12 protein-coding genes are annotated in these 16706 nt (G+C 63.3%); 3 read left to right on the top strand and 9 right to left on the bottom strand.

Annotated elements, in window-relative coordinates; genetic code table 11:
• Positions 1 to 184 precede the first annotated feature (184 nt).
• The 5 genes from FAZ21_RS11515 to ppc form a co-directional block, all read right to left on the bottom strand.
• Positions 185 to 2077 carry a glycosyl hydrolase family 18 protein gene (locus FAZ21_RS11515; RefSeq protein ID WP_136773598.1) on the bottom strand — a complete coding sequence of 631 codons (1893 nt, stop codon included), beginning with the start codon at positions 2075 to 2077 and terminating at the stop codon, positions 185 to 187.
• A gap of 167 nt (positions 2078 to 2244) precedes the next feature.
• Positions 2245 to 2742: a hypothetical protein gene (locus tag FAZ21_RS11510; RefSeq protein WP_136773597.1), complete on the bottom strand. Its 498-nt coding sequence runs from the start codon at positions 2740 to 2742 to the stop codon at positions 2245 to 2247.
• Positions 2743 to 3127: 385 nt separating this feature from the next.
• On the bottom strand, positions 3128 to 5128 hold the full coding sequence (locus tag FAZ21_RS11505; protein WP_136773596.1) for a glycosyl hydrolase family 18 protein: 2001 nt from the start codon (positions 5126 to 5128) through the stop codon (positions 3128 to 3130).
• A gap of 861 nt (positions 5129 to 5989) precedes the next feature.
• Positions 5990 to 6496: a hypothetical protein gene (locus tag FAZ21_RS11500; RefSeq protein WP_136773595.1), complete on the bottom strand. Its 507-nt coding sequence runs from the start codon at positions 6494 to 6496 to the stop codon at positions 5990 to 5992.
• An 82-nt stretch (positions 6497 to 6578) separates the two neighbouring features.
• A complete protein-coding gene (ppc, locus tag FAZ21_RS11495; protein WP_136773594.1) occupies positions 6579 to 9338 on the bottom strand; it encodes a phosphoenolpyruvate carboxylase in 2760 nt (919 codons plus the stop codon).
• Between the two features lie 97 nt (positions 9339 to 9435).
• Between ppc and FAZ21_RS11490 the strand changes: the two genes are divergently transcribed.
• On the top strand, positions 9436 to 10281 hold the full coding sequence (locus FAZ21_RS11490; protein WP_136773593.1) for a PhzF family phenazine biosynthesis protein: 846 nt from the start codon (positions 9436 to 9438) through the stop codon (positions 10279 to 10281).
• Between the two features lie 416 nt (positions 10282 to 10697).
• Here the strand turns inward: FAZ21_RS11490 and ubiB are convergent, their stop codons facing one another.
• The 4 genes from ubiB to FAZ21_RS11470 are packed head-to-tail and all read right to left on the bottom strand — an operon-like array spanning position 10698 to position 13895.
• A complete protein-coding gene (gene ubiB, locus FAZ21_RS11485) occupies positions 10698 to 12209 on the bottom strand; it encodes a ubiquinone biosynthesis regulatory protein kinase UbiB (protein WP_136773592.1) in 1512 nt (503 codons plus the stop codon).
• Positions 12209 to 12772 (bottom strand): ubiquinone biosynthesis accessory factor UbiJ, encoded by a 564-nt coding sequence (locus tag FAZ21_RS11480; RefSeq protein ID WP_136773591.1) that lies wholly within the window; start codon positions 12770 to 12772, stop codon positions 12209 to 12211. Before FAZ21_RS11480 ends, ubiB begins: the two co-directional genes overlap by 1 nt.
• Positions 12769 to 13506, bottom strand: coding sequence for a bifunctional demethylmenaquinone methyltransferase/2-methoxy-6-polyprenyl-1,4-benzoquinol methylase UbiE (gene ubiE, locus FAZ21_RS11475; RefSeq protein ID WP_136773590.1), 738 nt, complete (start codon positions 13504 to 13506; stop codon positions 12769 to 12771). Before ubiE ends, FAZ21_RS11480 begins: the two co-directional genes overlap by 4 nt.
• 11 nt (positions 13507 to 13517) lie before the next feature.
• Positions 13518 to 13895: a gamma-butyrobetaine hydroxylase family protein gene (locus FAZ21_RS11470; RefSeq protein WP_136773589.1), complete on the bottom strand. Its 378-nt coding sequence runs from the start codon at positions 13893 to 13895 to the stop codon at positions 13518 to 13520.
• A 245-nt stretch (positions 13896 to 14140) separates the two neighbouring features.
• Between FAZ21_RS11470 and phoB the strand changes: the two genes are divergently transcribed.
• On the top strand, positions 14141 to 14827 hold the full coding sequence (phoB, locus tag FAZ21_RS11465; RefSeq protein ID WP_136773588.1) for a phosphate regulon transcriptional regulator PhoB: 687 nt from the start codon (positions 14141 to 14143) through the stop codon (positions 14825 to 14827).
• Between the two features lie 235 nt (positions 14828 to 15062).
• The gene (gene phoR / locus FAZ21_RS11460; protein ID WP_136773587.1) at positions 15063 to 16352 is read left to right on the top strand and encodes a phosphate regulon sensor histidine kinase PhoR; all 1290 of its coding nucleotides are present in this window, start codon (positions 15063 to 15065) and stop codon (positions 16350 to 16352) included.
• Positions 16353 to 16706: the final 354 nt, after the last annotated feature.

The raw sequence follows: 16706 nt of genomic DNA, 5'->3' as shown, positions 1-16706 counted from the left end.
CGGCGTTTGCTCAGGGGCTCCAGCGGCATGGCCGGCGAAACCGTCCCCAACCTGCTTGGCAGGTTTGCCCGCTACGGTCTGATGCCGTGGTCGGGCGAATGGGCGGCGCCCTTCCCTGTCGGAAAACGCGCCGCGCCAAATGCCCCGCCCCGTTGCCGGGGCGGGGCAATACCGGTGTTCCGGCTTACTTCACAGCGCTCATCACGCCGGTCAGTTCACCGTTCAGGTCACCGTCGAGCGACCAGCTGAACATCCCGCCCAGGCCTTGCGACTTCACGTAGTCGATCTTGGTCTGGATCACCGCCGGGGTGTCGTAGCTCCACCAGTTGGTGCCGTCGTACTTGTACGACTGCTTGGTCACCGGGTGGACGTACACGGTGCCGGCTGCGTTCTTCAGCACCTTGTAGTCCTCGATGCCGGCTTCGTACGTCCCGCGAGCCGGTGCGGTGGCGGCCTGGTACAGACCGTTGTTGCCGCCGGCAGCCACGCCGGTCCAGCCGCGACCGTAGTACGGGATACCGACGATCAGCTTGTTGCCCGGTGCACCGGCAGCCTTCAATGCGGTGATCGCGTCGCTGATGTTGTAGCTGCGCGAGACACCGATCGAGGGATCGGCCGGATCCGGGTACAGGTGCGACTGGAAGTTGGTCGGGCCCTGCGCATCCCAGCCACCGTGGAAGTCGTAGGTCATGACGTTGATCCAGTCGAGGTACTGGCTGTACTTGGCCGGTTCGGTCTGGTCGATCTTGTCCTTGCCGGCGCCGATCGCCACCGTCAGCAGCTTGTGGCCGCCACCCAGCGCGTCGAGCTGCTTGCGGAACTCGGCCAGCAACAGCGTGAAGTTCTGCTTGTCTTCCGGCGCAACGGTGTTGTACGGCTGACCGATCACGGCCGGGAATTCCCAGTCGATATCGATACCGTCGAAGATGCCGGCACCGGTGCCAGGACCACCACGGCCGCTGTAGCTGGCCAGGTTGCCCTTGATGAAGGTGTCGATGCACGACGTCACCAGTTGCTTGCGCAGCGCATCGGTCTTGGCCGCGGCCGAGAACCACTTGGACCAGGTCCAGCCGCCCAGCGAGATCAGCACCTTCAGGTTCGGGTACTTGCCCTTCAGCGCCTTCAGTTCGCCGAAGTTACCGGCAACGGGCGAATCCCAGGTGTACGGCTTGCTCGGATCGACCAGGCGGGCCGGGGTGCGGCCGTAGTCGGCCCAGGCGTCGCCGCCGGTGCCGGCGTCCGGCGCATTCGGGTTGGTCGCCCCTTGTTCCAGCTTGTCGATGCCGGTGGCGCACTCGTAGCCGCCATTCTTCTGGTACAGGTTGCCGAAGGCATAGTTGATGAAGGTGAGCTTGGCTGCGGCGCCGGAGCTGGCGATGTCCGCCACTTCGTAGCCACGGCCATACACGCCCCATTGTGCGAAGTACGAACCGGCCTGACGGGCAATACCCGGCGTCGGCGTCACAGGGGTCGGCGTCGGCGTGACCGGCGTCGGCGTCGGCGTGACGGGGGTCGGCGTCGGGGTGACCGGCGTCGGCGTGGGCGTCACCGGGGTCGGCGTCGGGGTGGTGCCACCCGAGCAGTTACCCAGGTTCTTCCACACGCCCCACTCACCGGACTGCGCCGGGTTGTCGCCTTGCGTCCACCATTTGGCTTCGTAGTTCACGCCGTTGTAGGTCACGCGCGCACCGCCGTTGTAGACGCCGCTGCTGGTCCAGGCCTGGTAGCAGGTGGAGGTGGACGGCGTGGGCGTGACGCTCGGGGTCGGGGTGACGACGGGGGTCGGCGTCGGGGTCACGGCCGGGGTGGGAGTGACCGGGGTCGGGGTCGGCGTGGTGCCGGTGGTCACGCCCAGATCCTGCCACAGTGTCGGCGTGGCGGCGGGGTTCCAGTTCGCACCGGCATAAGCGGTGTGGCTCACCAGGGCCTTGTAGTCATGGCCGTTGTAGCTGACCACGGTGCCGGCGGAATAGGTATTGCCTTCCTGCCAGGCCGGCGCGGCGAAAACGCCGGCCGACAGCGACAACAAGGTGATCAGGACGGCATGACGCGCGCGCCCTTTGGCTTTGTTTAACATTCTCACTCCATCCTCTATCAGTGATGGCCAACTGCCCCGCCCCGTTCTGCATGGCGGAGAGGCCATCGATACGCTTTGCAAAGATCCGGGGCCCGGGGGCACGGATATGGCAAGACAGGCAGTGCTGGACCACCTGCTATCCGGCAGCGGATGCCGCCGAAATTCGTTCAACCGAAGGGAAAGCGCGCTGGGGCGCCAATGGGGGCAGCGCCGCCCTGGGAGGCCGCTGCATCGTTCATCGCCCGCAATTTCGGCAATTGCTTCCAATCGCGGATGGCGGATGTAATCGAATTGGAATCTACGGAGTCAGCATCGCCATGCAGCCAATTGGCGGAAAGCGCCAATTGGAATACCCGGCCAATACGCTTGTCAGGAATGAGCGGATTGGTATCAGCCCTCAGGGACGACAATACCAATCGCCAGGCAATTGCCGGGCAGCGCAACGTGACGGAGAAATCGGCAGCAACGCCATCGGCCCGGAACGGACGCCGGTACGGGGTACGCAGCGCGAGGCATGCCGGGGTGCGAAAGAGGGAAACGCGGCGCCGCGCCTTGCGTTCAGCGGTGACCCGCCATGTGGCATCCTGCCGGATGCGCGGTGCGCGGGGAAAGACGGCACGCCCGGAACAGGCATGCAGCGGCGTACAATCGCGTGGTGGCGCCATTGGGTTCCATCTCCATCCATCCATCCGTTTTTTCTAATTTATTAAAGGTTGTCAATCTTGTGACAACCCGCAATTATCATCGGCCCCTTACCCCATAAAATCAACAACCTTTCTCTAATTCTCATCCCCTTCAATCGCCGTAATACCGCCTTTCATCGCCAGCAATCCATCCTTGTAAACATTGCAAAGATGCCACCTTCGGGCCAATTCAATAATCAGCGTTCGGTGATTTAGCACCACCGCAATGGCTGGTCGCCACGGGAAAGGCCTGCCGGATTCCAGGCAGACCGAAGGCTTACCGAGTCGACACGCGCCAGGCGGCAATAAAAAACCCTCCCGCGAACGGGAGGGTTAGTCGAGTACTGCTGTTTATTGTTGCTTGATCTTACTGACGCATCTTGCCCATGGCCTTGGCCAGTTCGCCGTCGGTGGTATCGCCATCCAGCTCCCAGCTGAACACACCACCCAGGCCCTTCGACTTGGCATAGTCGACCTTGGTCTGGATCACGGCCGGGGTGTCGTAGCTCCACCAGTTGGTGCCATCGTACTTGTACGATTGCTTGGTCACCGGGTGGACATACACGGTGCCGGCTGCGTTCTTCAGCACCTTGTAGTCTTCGATACCCGCTTCGTAGGTACCGCGAGCGGCACCGGTCGGCTTCTGGTACAGACCGTTGTTGACGTTCGGCACACCGGTCCAGCCACGGCCGTAGAACGGCAGGCCCAGCACCAGCTTGCTGGCAGGCGCACCTTGCGACAGCAGTTGGTTCAGTGCGTCGTCGGTGTTGTAGAACGACACCAGGCTACGGTCACCGAAGCACGTGTCGCCAGCCTTGCCGCTGCACTTGTCGTTCGGTGCGGCCGGATCACGATACAGGTGCGACTGGAAGTTCGTCTGGGTCAGATCCCACGCACCGTTGTAGTCGTAGGTCATCATGTTGATCCAGTCGAGGTACGGTGCGTACGAGCCGACGTTGATCTTGTCGAGCTTGTCCTTACCCACACCCAGCGCGATGGTCAGCGCGTAGTGCTTGCCAGTCGTGGCACCCAGATCGTCGAGCTGCTTGCGGAACTCGGCCAGCAGCAGGCGGTAGTTTTCGCCATCGTTGGCCGCCACGGTGTTGTAACCCACACCCTGGACACCCGGGAACTCCCAGTCGATGTCGATACCGTCGAACACATCGGCTGCGGCACCGGCGCCACCGCGACCATCCACCACCGGCAGGTTGCCCTTGATGTAGATGTCGATGCAGCTCTTCACCAGTTGCTTGCGCAGCGCGTCGGTGGCAGCGGCATTGGAGAACCACTTGGACCAGGTCCAGCCACCCAGCGAGATCATGTTCTTGATGTTGGGGAACTTGGCCTTGAGCGCCTTCAGCTCGCGGAAGTTACCGGCCATCTTGTCGTCCCACTTGATCGCATCGCTCGGGTCGACACGACGGCTCGGGGTACGGCCGAAGTCGGCCCAGGCATCGCCACCGTCACCATTGCCAGTTTCGGTACGGGTGAGGATGTCGCACTCGTAACCGCCGTTCTTCACGTACAGGTTACCGAAGGCGTAGTTCAGGAAGGTGAGCTGGCTGGCCGAGCCGCTGGACACGATATCGGCAACTTCGTAGCCACGACCGTACACACCCCACTGGGCGAAGTACGAACCGACGATCTTGCCGGCCACCGGCGTGGGCGACACGGGGGTCGGCGTCGGCGTGACCACAGGCGTCGGAGTCGGGGTAACGACAGGCGTCGGAGTCGGCGTCACGACCGGGGTCGGCGTCGGGGTCACCACCGGCGTCGGGGTGGGCGTCACAACCGGCGTCGGCGTCGGGGTTACAACAGGCGTCGGGGTCGGGGTGACCACCGGCGTCGGCGTAGCACCGCCGCAAGCGCCCAGATCCTTCCACACACCCCACTCACCGGATTGCGCCGGGTTGTCGCCCTGCGTCCACCACTTGGCTTCGTAATTGCGGCCGTTGTAGGTCACGCGGGTGGGTGCCGTATAAGCGGTGGAGGCATTCCACGCGGCGTAGCAGGTGGCGGTGGGCGTCGGGGTGACGGATGGGGTGGGAGTGACGACCGGGGTCGGCGTCGGCGTCACGACCGGAGTCGGCGTCGGCGTTACAACGGGGGTCGGCGTCGGGGTGGGGGTCGGCGTACCGGTGGAAGCGCCCTTGTCCTGCCAGAGCGTGGGGGTGGAAGCGGGATTCCAGTTGGCGCCCACATAAGCGGTGTGCGTCACCAGAGCCTGATAGTCATGGCCGCTGTAGCTGACCATGGTGCCGGCGGCATAGGTATTACCCTCTTGCCAGGCCGGGTAGGCGGCGTATGCCTGGACTGCTACCAAGGCGGCCGGAATTGCTGCGAGTACAAAGCGATTCAGTTGCGACATCTTATTAGTCTCCATCCTCTTGATTGGCGTTATTCACGCGCATCCACTGGTCTTGCCGGTCCACTGCGATGTCAGATTATTGACAGCATCGCTCGTTTCATTTTCCGGCGCCTGACTACCTGGGCGTGTAGTCGGCGTAGACAGGCTTCATTACCGCTGATGGCCTACTCGATGTCAACCAACACCTTGCACTCCCTCTTTTATGCCGTTCATCGGCAGAAAACCAAACTGTAATCGAACTACAAAATGCACCAATTGGCGCCTGATTGCGCCGCACCAGCACCGGTAATGGGCGCAATGAAAACGCCGTTTGCAGCCACAGCCGCACCATGTTGCATCGCAATATAAACGTTATCTGATGTAGATATGGTGCAAGGTTGTTCGTAGTTTTGCTATTAGTCGCTACGTGCAATACACGCCTGTCGCCGACGAAATGCAGTAAGAGAAAGTAAACGGCTATCCCCCCGCCTTCCAGCAATACTTTCGACTTTCCAACAACCGCCTACTTCATTAGAAAAAGGGAATATTGAAAATGGCGTGCGGACAAAATCTTTGCAAGCACCAAACTGACAAATCCAGTGGCGCAAATGGTATTAGCCAGCCGGAGGGGATAGGTGTTGGGTCGGATCGCCCTAGGGTGAATCGACCTTCAAACATGGGATGCGTTGGTCCGTGGGCCGGATGGCTGCGCGAAGCGCGGCGCCGCAGAGAGCCTTCCTCTCTGCAAGCCGTGCGACAAAGCAGACACCGGCCCACGGACCAACCCGCAGGGAAGGACGAAGGCCGGGCGCATGGCTGCGTTGTGCCTTGCCCTGCATCCGGCCTTCCTCCTTCGCACCCACGTTTGAAGGTCGATTCACCCTAAGGGCGATTGCCCAGATGCCAGCGCGCGCAGTACCACTTGGTCTGCCGATTGGGCAGCCCGACCAGCACGCTGCCGAACTTGGAGAGATAGCGCGGATAGGGGCCGGGCAATGGCTCGAACCGGATCGACAGACGCTGTTCGATATTGCGCCGGACATCGGCAACCGGCGCCGGGATCAGCGCGCCGACGATCAAGGCCCCGCTTTCCGGGACATTGACGAAAACTTCCTTCGACTGGTTACCCGCCAGCACGGCGTTATGGGAGTCGAACCATTCCGCCTCCCCCCAGGTGCGCAGCGGCGTGCCCAGATAGGTACGGAAGTAATCGCGCCAGTGCGCGGTGGAAAACTCGGAACGGCAGGTCAGCGCCGCTTCCATCCGGTCGCCAAAGTGGGTCGGCACGCTGCCACCCTTACCCGCGCCGGATCCCGGCGTGGGCAGACCCAGCAGCAACAACAGTGGCAACAGGCGCAGATTGGCGAACATGGCTTGCATGATAGCCATGTGCGCGGTGGCCGGGCCAGCCATCCTTCGCCACAAAGAAAAAGCCCGGCAAATACCGGGCTTCTTCTGGGACACAACGATCTCAGCCACTATTGCGCAGGCCGGCCGCGATACCGTTGATGGTGAGGTGGACCGCGTGGCGCAGCTCTTCGCTCTCCTCGCCGCCGCGCAGGCGCTTGAGCAGCTCCACCTGCAAGTGGTTCAGCGGATCGAGGTACGGCAGGCGGTTATCCAGGCTACGGGCCAGCATCGGGTTGTCGCCCAGCAGCTCCGGATGCTCGGTAATCGCCAGCACCGCGTCGACGCAACGCTGCCATTCACCCTTGATGCGTTCGAAGATGCGCTTGGCGATGTCCTGATCGTTCACCAGTTCGGAGTAACGCGCCGCGATGGCGATATCGGACTTGGCCAGCACCATTTCCATGTTGGAGATGGTCACCTGGAAGAACGGCCAGGTGCGATAGTGTTCGCGCAACGTTTCCAGCCCTTCGTCGCCCTTGTCCTTCAGGTATTCCGAGATAGCAGTGCCGAAGCCATACCAGCCCGGCAACGACAACCGGCATTGCGACCAGCTGAACACCCAGGGAATGGCGCGCAGATCGGCAATGGAGTTGGTGTTCTTGCGCGCGGCGGGACGCGAACCGATGTTCAGGTTCGGAATCTCGTTGATCAGCGTGGCTTCGCGGAAATAAGTGATGAAATCCGGCGTTGCGTATACCAGGTCGCGGTAGGCCTGGTAGGCACGCAGCGACAGGCCTTCCATCAGACGACGGCGATCGGTGGGATCGAAATCCTCCGGCATCGGCTCCGGGAAGCTGGCCTCCAGCGTGGCGGCGATCAGGATTTCCAGGTTGCGCCGGCCCACTTCACGGTCGGCGTACTTGGCCGCAATCACTTCGCCCTGCTCGGTGATGCGAATCTGCCCGTTGACCGAACCGGCCGGCTGCGCCAGCACCGCGTCGTAGGCCGGGCCACCGCCACGGCCGACGGTACCGCCGCGGCCATGGAACAGACGCATCTTGAAGCCAGCCTGCTTGAAGACCTCCACGAGGTTCAGCTCGGCCTTGTAAAGCTCCCAGTTCGACGTGAGGTAACCGCCGTCCTTGTTGGAGTCGGAGTAGCCCAGCATCACTTCCTGCACCAGATCGCGGCAGGACAGCAACTGGCGCCACTGCGGCAGCGAGAACAGATCGGTCATGATCTGGCCGCAACCGCGCAGGTCGCCGATGGTTTCGAACAGCGGAATGATGTTGATCTTGCTGCGCACCGTGGGCGACAACTGGACCAGCCCCACTTCGTTCAGCAGCACCGCCACCTCCAGCATGTCGGAGACCGACTCGCAATTGGAGATGATGTAGTTGGGCAACACAGCCTCGCCGTAGCGATTCTGCATTTCCTCGGCGGCGCGCAGGATGTCGATCTCCTTCTGCACGTCGGCGCTGTAATCGATATACGGGCAGATCAGCGGACGCGGGCTGGCCAGCTCGCGCAGCAGCACCACGCGGCGCGATGCTTCGTCCAGCGCCAGGTAGTCCTCCAGCCCCGCCTTCTCGAACAGCTCGGCGACCACGCGCTCGTGGGTGCCGGCGTGCTGGCGCATGTCGACCGGCGCCAGGTGGAAGCCGAATACCGATACCGCGCGACGCAGGCGACGCAGGCGACCGTTGACCAGCTTGCCCGCGCCATGCGCGATCAGCGAATCGAAGACGGTTTCCAGGTCGGCTTCCAGTTCGTGCGCGCTGGTATAGGCCGGGGCATGGGCCACATCATGCAGCGCGTGGTGGAAGGTGCCGATCTGGGTGGCAGTGGCAAAGACGCGGGCGCGGATATGGCCGACCGCGACGCGGTACGGTTCCTCGGCGCGGCGCGCGAGGTTGACCTGCGACTGCTCCGCCAGCTTTTGCAGGCGTTGATCCACCTGCACCAGGCGGGTGGACATCGACAGCTCGTTTTCGAGCTTGCCCAGTTGTTGATAGTAGTAATCGAGCGCCAGGCCGGATTGACGCGAGATGGCGTAACGCAGCACCTCGGCGGTCACGAACGGATTGCCGTCGCGGTCACCGCCGATCCAGCTACCGATATGCACGAAATTCGACAGTGCCACCGGCTGGTCGGTCAGCTTGGACAGCCGGTCTTCCAGATCCAGGTACAGGCGCGGCACTTCGTGCAGGAAAGTATTGCGGAAGTAGGTCGAACCGTTTTCGATTTCGTCCTGCACCGTCAGCTTGAAGGTACGGATTTCGCGGGTCTGCCACAGGGTGAGCAGCACGCGCTCCAGCGCCTCCTGATTGGCGACTTCCTCTTCCGGCGTCATCGCATAGCGGTCGCGCTGCGACAACAGCTCCGCCACGGCACGATGGCAATCGAGGATGGTCTTGCGCTTCACCTCGGTGGGATGGGCGGTCAGGACCGGTGCGATGAGTGTTTCACCCAATAGCCCCAGGATGTCATGAGGCTTCACATTACGTTCGATCAGCGCATCAATGGCGGATGCGATGCTGCCGTGCTGCGGCGCGGAGCCTTGCATGCGATGGGCACGACGGCGGCGGTTGTGATGCAGGTCTTCCGCTATGTTCGACAAATGCGAGAAATAGCTGAAGGCACGCACCAGGGCCACGGTGCTTTCGGGATCGAGCGACGATAACGAGCGTGACAGCGCGCGGCCGGCTTCGGCATCGTTGCCCTGAACATAGCGGAACGCCAGATCACGGATTGCATCGATGCGCTCCGCCGTCGCCGGGCCGGTCTGTTCACGGATGGTATCGGCCAACACCCGGGCCAACAGATCAAGGTCGCGCTTAAGCGGCAGGTCTTTCTCAGCAATCGGTTCTAATACGGACATGGCGGTGGGGACTATGGGTACGTTTTGTGGACAAATCCGCGGCATTGTATCAATAAAGACCTGCCTTGGTCGCTTCATTGCAGCGTACTGAATACCCATGCCCCTGCTCTTGCGCTTTCACCATTTCAATGTTTTCGGCGAACGGCGCACCGGCGGCGGCGGCGTGGTCGTCTGCGAAACCCCCGAATTTCCTGACCCGCGCACCATGCAGGCACTGGCATACCAGCTCCAGGCGCCCGAAACCGTTTTCCTCGATGTGGCCCACCGCCGGCTGCGCGTCTACACCCCCCAATATGAACAGCCATTCTCCGGCCAGGCCATGCTGGCGGCGGCCGCCGCCTGCGCGCACCTGACAGGGGTGCGCGAACCGCAACTGTTCTACGGCGCCCATGGCGATACGCGGGTGTGGCCGCACGATGACCTGTGGTGGTTCCATTCCCGCCCCGCCGCCGCGCGGCCGAGCGGCGTGGCCACGCCAACGCTGCTGGCCGGGCTGGGGCTATTGCCGCAGGACGTCGTGGGCACACCCCGCCTGGTCAATGCCGGCATGGACATCCTGCTGGTGGAAACCCGCAGCCGGCAGAGTGTCTTGCAGGCCGCGCCCCAGGCGGCGCTGCTGGCCCAGCACGCGCAGGTGCCCGGCCAGGTGGCGGCGGCAGCGGTGTGGTGTCGCGACGGCGACCTCGCCACCCTGCGCGTCTTCAATTCGGATCAATTCAATCTGTACGAGGAATTCGGCTCCGGCACCGCCGCCGCCGCCATCGGCGGCTGGATGCTGAACCAGGGCGGCAAACCGCCATTCTCGCTCAAGCTGGAACAGGGCCACACCATCCATCGCCTGGTCACGCGCCTGTCGGTGCTCCACTTGCACGTGGATGACGCCCGCCATGTGCGCGTCGGCGGCAAGGTGTGGCGGGTGGGTGGGGGCGAGATCGAGTGGTGAGGGGTTTTAAACCCTAGGGCGTGTCGTCACCTGTTTCGCGGCAGCGTTCGGTGCAGTTCGGGATGCCGCGCCAGGCGCTGGACGCGCGGCGGTATGGATACCGCAAGCGGCCAGCGACACCGCGCTGCGCCCGAAATGCGCCGAACCCGCAGGGCTGGGCCGAAAAGAAAACCATCCACCGCGTTGCACGCCTTGCCAATAACTGGTTATTGCCTGCGTCATGCGCCTGGTGGCTGGTGCTTTTTCGGCCCAGCGCTGCCGCGAAACAGGTGACGACACGCCCTAAATCCTGAACCACGGAGAACGGTGAGAACACCGAGTCGCACAGAGAACACCGTTTCCGTGAGTTCCTGTTTGTCCGCTGTGGACCTCACTGTTCTCCGTGTCCTCAGTGGTTCAAGGTGTGGGGTCTGGATTTACCACCACAGCGTCACCAGCAACGCCGCCAGCAACGCGGCGATGGCGCCCAGTAGCCAGTTGCGCTTGCGCTGTTCGCCCATCAGGCCCTGGTAGCCCTCGACCAGCAGTCCGACGTGATCGACGCTGGCCAGTTCGGACAGACGGCGCGGCAGGCTGGGCAGTACGGTGGCCCAGAGCGGCGCTTCGTGCTTCAGGTTGGCCAGCAAACCACGCCAGCCGATCTGTTCGTTCATCCAGCGCTCCAGGAACGGCTTGGCGGTCTGCCATAGGTCCAGGTCCGGGTCCAGTTGCCGGCCCAGGCCCTCGATGTTGAGCAGGGTCTTTTGCAGCAGTACCAGTTGCGGCTGGATTTCCACGTTGAAACGGCGGCTGGTTTCGAACAGGCGCAGCAGCACCTGCCCGAATGAAATCTGGGAGATCGGCTTGTTGAAGATCGGCTCGCAGACGGTGCGCACCGCCGCTTCCAGCTCTTCGACGCGCGTCTCTTTCGGCACCCAGCCCGATTCGATGTGCGCCGTCGCCACGCGGCGGTAATCGCGATTGAAGAACGCCAGGAAATTGATCGCAAGGTATTGCTTGTCGCTGTCCGACAGCGTGCCGACGATGCCGAAGTCCAGCGCGATATAGCGGTTGTCGGCGGCGACGAAGATATTGCCGGGATGCATGTCGGCGTGGAAAAACCCGTGGCGGAACACCTGGGTGAAGAAGATTTCCACACCGAAACGCGACAGTTTCTTCAGGTCCATCCCGGCCGCGAGCAACTCATCCACCCGGCCGACCGGGATGCCGTCCATCCATTCCAGCGTCAGCACCTCGCGGCTGGTCCAGTCGTAATACACCTCGGGCACGATCAGTTGGTCCGAGCCGAGGAAGTTGCGACGCAACTGCGCGGCATTGCCGGCCTCGATCATCAGGTCCAGCTCGTCGTGCAGGTATTTGTCGAATTCGGCCACCACCTCGCGCGGGCGCAAGCGCTTGCCATCGACGAACAGCTTTTCCACCAGCGCCGCCATCACCCGCATCAGCGCCAGATCGCTTTCGATCACCGGCGCAATGCCGGGGCGCAACACTTTCACCGCCACCGGCTGGCCATTGAACAGGCGCGCACGATGCACCTGGGCGATCGACGCGGACGCCACCGGCGTGCGGTCGAATTCGGCGTAGAGCGCCGCCACCGGTTTACGCAGGCTGGCTTCGATCACCGCCACCGCCACGTCGCCGGGGAACGGCGGCACGCGGTCCTGCAAACGCGCCAGTTCGTCGGCGATATCCTCGGGCAGCAGATCGCGACGGGTGGACAGCACCTGACCGAACTTGACGAAGATCGGCCCCAGGCTTTCCAGCGCCAGCCGCAAGCGCACCGCACGCGGTGCCTCCAGCCGGCGCCAGAAGAACAGGCCATTGATCAGCGGGCGCAGGCCATGCACGCGCTCGTGGCCCAGCAGGAATTCATCGAGTCCGTAGCGGACAATCACATGCGCGATCTTGAACAGGCGAAACAGGCGCATCAGGCGGATTTCTTGAGCAGTTGTTGCAGGCGCTTGTCCAACCGCGCCACATCGTCGCGCAGCGTATCGACCTCGCCGCAGAAACGCGCCACGGCGTCCTTATCGGCAAGCAGCGAGGCTTCGTCGCGCCAGTATTCGATCAGATGCAGCGCCATGCGCGAGCCGATGGCGCCCGGAACACCGCCCACCTTGCCCGCCAGCCACACCAGCCGGTTGGCCGCCACGTCGCCCACCAGTTGCGACAATTCATCGGCCAGATCCCAGCGGATACCACCCAGGACGCGCCCCACGCCGGCCGCCAGCTCGGCATCGCCTTCCAGCGCCAGGCGCTGTTGCGCGGCGGTGCGGTCGAACATGAAGGCAATGAAGAAGGCCAGCGGCAATCGCAGCGTGGCCTCCGCGGGCTGGTCATGGTCGGCGAAGCGGCCTTCGGCGCTGATGGTCAGCGTATCGGAAATGACCGGAAACACCAGCCGCACCGTGCGCCCGGCGTACCGGCCCAGCTCGGCCGTGGCCGCCGCATCGTGCGCCAGCAGGCGGTTGAGCAGCCGGGACAGGATCAAAACTTGTACCCCTTGTGCAGCGCGACGATGCCGGCCGACATGTTGTGGTACTCGACGCGGCCGAAGCCAACGTCCTGCATCATGGCCTTCAGCGTTTCCTGGTCCGGATGCATGCGGATCGATTCCGCCAGGTACTGGTACGAATCGGCATCCTGCGCCACCAGCTTGCCCATGAACGGCAGCAACTTGAACGAATACAGGTCGTACACCGGCTTGAGCGGCGTCCATACCTTGGAGAACTCCAGCACCAGCAACCGGCCACCGGGGCGCAGCACGCGATACATCTCGCCCAGCGCGACATCCTTGTGCGTCATGTTGCGCAGGCCGAAGGCGACGGTGACGATGTCGAAATAGTTGTCCGGAAAAGGCAGCTTCTCGGCATCGCATTGCGCCGTGGGCACGGCATAGCCGGCGTCCAGCAGGCGATCGCGCCCCACGCCCAGCATCGAGCTGTTGATGTCGGTGAGCCATACCTGGCCGGTCTTGCCCACCTTCTTGCAGAATGCCCTGGACAGATCGCCCGTGCCGCCGGCGATATCCAGCACGCGGTCCCCCGGCTTGGCGCCGCTGGTCTCGATGGTGAAGAACTTCCAGGCGCGATGCAGGCCGGCGCTCATCAGGTCGTTCATCACATCGTATTTCTGCGCCACCGAATGGAAGACTTCGGCCACCTTCTGCGCCTTGTCGGATTCGTTGACGGTCTTGTAGCCGAAATGAGTAGTGGGATCGGACATGGAATTCTCTTTCAGGCGGGGTCTCGGGAGCCGCCGGCGGCGGCGAGACGGTCGAGGTAATCGGCCCACCGGGCGGCATGTTCACGGCCCAGTTGGTGCAGGTAGTCCCAGGAATACAGGCCGGAATCGTGGCCATCGTCGAACACCAGCTTGATGGCGTAATGGCCCACCGGCGTGATTGCCGTGATGTTCACACCGCGCTTGCCCACCTGCAGGACGCCCGGGCCGGCGCCGTGGCCGCGCACCTCGGCGGAGGGCGAATGGACGCGCAGATATTCGGCGGGCAAGGTGAAACGGGCGCCGTCGTCGAAGGCCAGCTCGAGCGTGGCGCTGACGCGATGCAGGATAATGTCCGTGGGTACAGCGGAATCGGGATTCAGCCCGGCCATGAGATGCCTTCGGGTCGGTGTACGGCAAGCCGCAATGATAGCGCCTTGGCCCGGGGCTGTTCATACAAAAAAGGCCCGAAACGTTGCCGCCAGCCGCGTGCGTGCGCGGGAACCCACGCGCCGCCGCTCACGCCTGTCGCGCCAGCGACACCGCAAGCGGTATGTCGTGCGACTTGTAATATTACGTTCACAGACGAGCCTTAATCTCGCAACATTCCCAACGCCCCTGCCCCGCGAGGTAGCGCATGCCTGCCAATATCCTGCTCGTCGAAGACGAACCCGCCATCCAGGAACTGATCGCCTTCAACCTGTCGCAAGCCGGCCACCATGTGATGCGCGCCGATTCGGTGGAATCCGCCCAGCAGATCGTGCGGCACGCCCTGCCCGATCTGATCCTGCTCGACTGGATGCTGCCGGGGATGTCCGGCATCGATTTCGCGCGCAAGCTGCGCGGCGAGGAACGCACCCGGCAGATCCCGCTGATCATGCTGACGGCGCGCTCGGACGAACAGGACAAGATCGTCGGCCTGGAAACCGGTGCCGACGACTACATCACCAAGCCGTTCTCACCGCGCGAACTACAGGCACGGATCAAGGCAGTGCTGCGTCGCCGCTCGCCGCAGATCACCGACGACATGGTCGAAGTGCAGGGCCTGCGCCTGGACCCGGCGACGCACCGCGTCACCGGCAACAATGCCGCCATCGACCTGGGGCCCACCGAATTCCGCCTACTGCATTTCTTCATGACGCACCCGGAACGCGTGCACTCGCGCTCGCAATTGCTCGATCAGGTGTGGGGCGATCATGTGTTCGTCGAAGAGCGTACCGTCGATGTCCACATCCGCCGCCTGCGTTCGGCGCTGGAGGCCTCCGGCTACGACAAGCTGATCCAGACGGTGCGCGGCACCGGCTACCGGCTTTCGGCGCATTGAATGCGCCGCTACCGGAGAACCACGCACCGAGTGCGGGGCCGTCTGCAACAACCGTAATAGAATCGCTCCACCATAAAGCCCGTTATCCGATGATCCATTCCCGCTTCGAACCAGCGGCCGGTCGAGCCCGCAGCGGTGACGGATCGTTCGACGACTGGCCCCAGCGCATGCCGCCAGCCCGCCCCAGTCGGGCCCGCCTTCGCAACCCTCCACTTTCTTCGCGCCGGAATCCCGAATGCTTTGGTTGCGCTCGATCATTTATTACCTGACGGTGATCCTGGCCTCGCTGTTCGTCGGCGCGGTCTGGGGTAGCGTCAGCGGGCTGGTGCTGGCCTGCGCGCTGCTGGCGCTGTCGGCGAGCTTCCACCTCTACAACCTGGGGCGGCTGTATCGCTGGGTGTGTCACCCGCGGGTGGACAATGTGCCCACCAGCTTCCTGCTCTGGCAGGAAGTCTTCGACCGGCTCTACACCCAGGTGCGTGCCCAGCAGAAAAACCAGGACAAGCTGTCCAACACGCTGGAGCGCTTTACCAGTGCAGGCGAGGCGTTGCCGGACGGCGTGATCATCCTGGACGAGCATGACCGCATCGAATGGTGCAACCACGCCGCCACGCTGCACCTGGGCATCGACCGGCTTTCGGACATCTGGCAGGTGGTGACCAATATCGTGCGGCAACCCGCACTACGCGAATACCTGCGCACCCAGGATTTCGCCCACCCCCAGATCATCCGCACCACGCGCCCCGCCGAGCAGGTGCTGTCGGTGCAACTGGTGCCGTTCGATTCCACGCGCAAGCTGCTGCTGTCGCGCGACATCACCCAGCTTGATCGGGTACAGATGGTGCATCGCGACTTCATCGCCAATGTCTCGCATGAACTGCGCACGCCGCTGACCGTGGTCGGTGGCTTCGCCGAAACCATGATGGACATGCCGGAGATGGAGGAAAAAACCCGTGTCCAGCAACTGCACCTGATGGTGGAGCAGACCCAGCGCATGCAACGGCTGGTGGACGATCTGCTCACCTTGTCGCGCCTGGAAAACGGCCAGCAGTTGAAAGAAGAAGAAGTGGACGTACCGCAACTGATCCGTCTGCTCCAGGCCGAGGCCGAGGGGCTGTCGCAGGGCCGGCACCAGATCGCCGTCGAGGAAATCGCACCCGCCAGACTGATCGGCAATCACGACGAGTTGCATTCCGCACTGGGCAACCTGGTTTCCAACGCCATCCGCTACACCCCGGCCGGCGGCACCATCGGCCTGTCGTGGCGGCTGGAGCAAGGCCTGCCGGTATTCGCGGTGCGCGACAGCGGCATCGGCGTCTCGCCCGAGCATATCCCCCGCCTGACCGAACGTTTCTACCGGGTGGACCGGGGCCGCTCGCGCGCCACCGGCGGCACCGGGCTGGGGCTGGCCATCGTCAAGCACATCCTGCAACGCCACCAGGCGCAACTGGCGGTGAAATCCAGGCTGGGCGAAGGCAGCGAGTTCGCCGCGCGCTTTCCCGAGCATCGCCTGCTGGTCGATTGAAGCCCGCCATTCGGCGCACTGCGACGTGGGCAGGGATGAAGTAGCCGGAACGACTCGCCGGCCCGCCGGTCGCAGCGGATGCGCGCCCGGTTTTGCCGGAGCCACCAATCGTCGTCCGGTGCCTATCGATCGGTAATTGGTCCGCACAGGCTCCTTGCGCTCCCGCAAATGCCAAACGCCCGGCCTTGACGGATAATGCGCGCTGATGTCGCCGTCCTGTGGCGACGCTTTCTTTTACCGACTTCAATCTGTGAGGTGTTTCGTCATGAGCAAGATCGCCGCCATCAAACCCCTGGGCCAACGCATCTGGCTGGACAACCTGTCCCGCGGCCTGTTGCAGTCCGGCGCACTGCA

Origin of the sequence: Chitiniphilus eburneus, from assembly GCF_005048205.1 — a bacterium.
GTDB classification, from domain to species: domain Bacteria; phylum Pseudomonadota; class Gammaproteobacteria; order Burkholderiales; family Chitinibacteraceae; genus Chitiniphilus; species Chitiniphilus eburneus.
This window is presented reverse-complemented; position numbering and strand designations above follow the sequence as displayed.

Coding starts and splice junctions, on each gene's coding strand:
- ubiE (WP_136773590.1), bottom strand. CDS start 13,506: ATGTCCGATCCCACTACTCATTTCGGCTACAAGACCGTCAACGAATCC.
- phoB (WP_136773588.1), top strand. CDS start 14,141: ATGCCTGCCAATATCCTGCTCGTCGAAGACGAACCCGCCATCCAGGAA.
- FAZ21_RS11470 (WP_136773589.1), bottom strand. CDS start 13,895: ATGGCCGGGCTGAATCCCGATTCCGCTGTACCCACGGACATTATCCTG.
- FAZ21_RS11490 (WP_136773593.1), top strand. CDS start 9,436: ATGCCCCTGCTCTTGCGCTTTCACCATTTCAATGTTTTCGGCGAACGG.
- ppc (WP_136773594.1), bottom strand. CDS start 9,338: ATGTCCGTATTAGAACCGATTGCTGAGAAAGACCTGCCGCTTAAGCGC.
- FAZ21_RS11510 (WP_136773597.1), bottom strand. CDS start 2,742: ATGGCGCCACCACGCGATTGTACGCCGCTGCATGCCTGTTCCGGGCGT.
- FAZ21_RS11505 (WP_136773596.1), bottom strand. CDS start 5,128: ATGTCGCAACTGAATCGCTTTGTACTCGCAGCAATTCCGGCCGCCTTG.
- FAZ21_RS11500 (WP_136773595.1), bottom strand. CDS start 6,496: ATGGCTATCATGCAAGCCATGTTCGCCAATCTGCGCCTGTTGCCACTG.
- phoR (WP_136773587.1), top strand. CDS start 15,063: ATGCTTTGGTTGCGCTCGATCATTTATTACCTGACGGTGATCCTGGCC.
- FAZ21_RS11515 (WP_136773598.1), bottom strand. CDS start 2,077: ATGTTAAACAAAGCCAAAGGGCGCGCGCGTCATGCCGTCCTGATCACC.
- ubiB (WP_136773592.1), bottom strand. CDS start 12,209: ATGCGCCTGTTTCGCCTGTTCAAGATCGCGCATGTGATTGTCCGCTAC.